General features: G+C 59.6%; 1 protein-coding gene. It reads right to left on the bottom strand.

Annotated elements, in window-relative coordinates; all coding sequences use genetic code 11:
• A partial coding sequence (locus tag HBA55_RS37085) for a hypothetical protein (RefSeq protein WP_167001274.1) occupies nucleotides 1-1,589 on the bottom strand: 1,589 nt, incomplete at both ends.

Below are 1,589 nucleotides of genomic sequence, written 5' to 3'. Positions count from 1 at the left end.
CTGCCCCCATTGACGCCCACAAACGCGGCCGCGTCATTGGCTCCCAAGGTCAGCAGATCGGTGTCCACCTGGGCGCCATCCGACAAGGTCATCTGGCGGCTCGATTTGAGCAACGCAAAACCACCACTGACGCTGAAGAAATTAGCGATGTTGACGTTCAGCTCGCCACTGGCCTGCAACAGCTCGCCGGCGGCGGCGTCCATATCAAACTGCAGACTCTCATCGGGCCCGATGGCCACCGTCAGCGCCTGAGCGGCGTAGTCCACCAGCGAACCGTCGCTGCCCGCCTGGTTGATCACTACTTCCAAGGTACTCGCTTCGATCACCAGATCGTCGCCACCCCCCAAGAAGCCTGCGCTGCCGGCGTCGGCTTTCAGACTGTGCCATTGACGAGTGCTGTCGGCCTGGTCGCTCATCAACGCCAGGGCCAGATCCACATCTTCCAGGGCAAAGCCCAGGGCTTCATCGGTGCCCGCATTAAGACCGGCAAAGGCATTGACGCCCTCGGCACCCAAGGTAATAAGATCAACGCTTACCTGTGAACCATCGTCCAGCGTGATCTGTTCGCTGGCCTTCTCGAAAGCAAAACCGCCATTAACACTGAAAAAATCAGCGACGTTGATGTCCAGATTACCCGACGCTCTCAGCAACTCGCCATCGCTGCCGTCCATCGTCAGTGTGATGCTGCTGTCCGGACCGGTGGAGACTTCCAGACTCTGGGCCGCGTAGTCCACCACCACACCATCGTTCGACGCCAGGTTAAGACTTACGCTCATGGTGTCACCGCCGATGGTGAGATCCTCAACCCCGACAAAAGCCGCACTATCCGCCTCGGCCTGCACGCTTGCCCACTGGCGCGCACCATCGTTTTGATCAGTGATCAGAGCCACCGCCAGATCCACGCCACTGAGCTCAAAACCGGTGGCGTCCTCGCTGCCCCCGTTGACACCCACAAACGCGGCCGCGTCATTGGCTCCCAAGGTCAGCAGATCGGTGTCCACCTGGGCGCCATCCGACAAGGTCATCTGGCGGCTCGATTTGAGCAACGCAAAACCACCACTGACGCTGAAGAAATTAGCGATGTTGACGTTCAGCTCGCCACTGGCCTGCAACAGCTCGCCGGCGGCGGCGTCCATATCAAACTGCAGACTCTCATCGGGCCCGATGGCCACCGTCAGCGCCTGAGCGGCGTAGTCCACCAGCGAACCGTCGCTGCCCGCCTGGTTGATCACTACTTCCAAGGTACTCGCTTCGATCACCAGATCGTCGCCACCCCCCAAGAAGCCTGCGCTGCCGGCGTCGGCTTTCAGACTGTGCCATTGACGAGTGCTGTCGGCCTGGTCGCTCATCAACGCCAGGGCCAGATCCACATCTTCCAGGGCAAAGCCCAGGGCTTCATCGGTGCCCGCATTAAGACCGGCAAAGGCATTGACGCCCTCGGCACCCAAGGTAATAAGATCAACGCTTACCTGTGAACCATCGTCCAGCGTGATCTGTTCGCTGGCCTTCTCGAAAGCAAAACCGCCATTAACACTGAAAAAATCAGCGACGTTGATGTCCAGATTACCCGACGCTCTCAGCAACTCGCC

It is taken from the genome of Pseudomaricurvus alkylphenolicus (assembly GCF_011683955.1).
In the GTDB taxonomy this organism is placed as follows: Bacteria; Pseudomonadota; Gammaproteobacteria; order Pseudomonadales; family Cellvibrionaceae; genus Pseudomaricurvus; species Pseudomaricurvus alkylphenolicus.
Note: the sequence above shows the minus strand (reverse complement) of the source record. Positions and strands in the feature narration are given on the sequence as shown.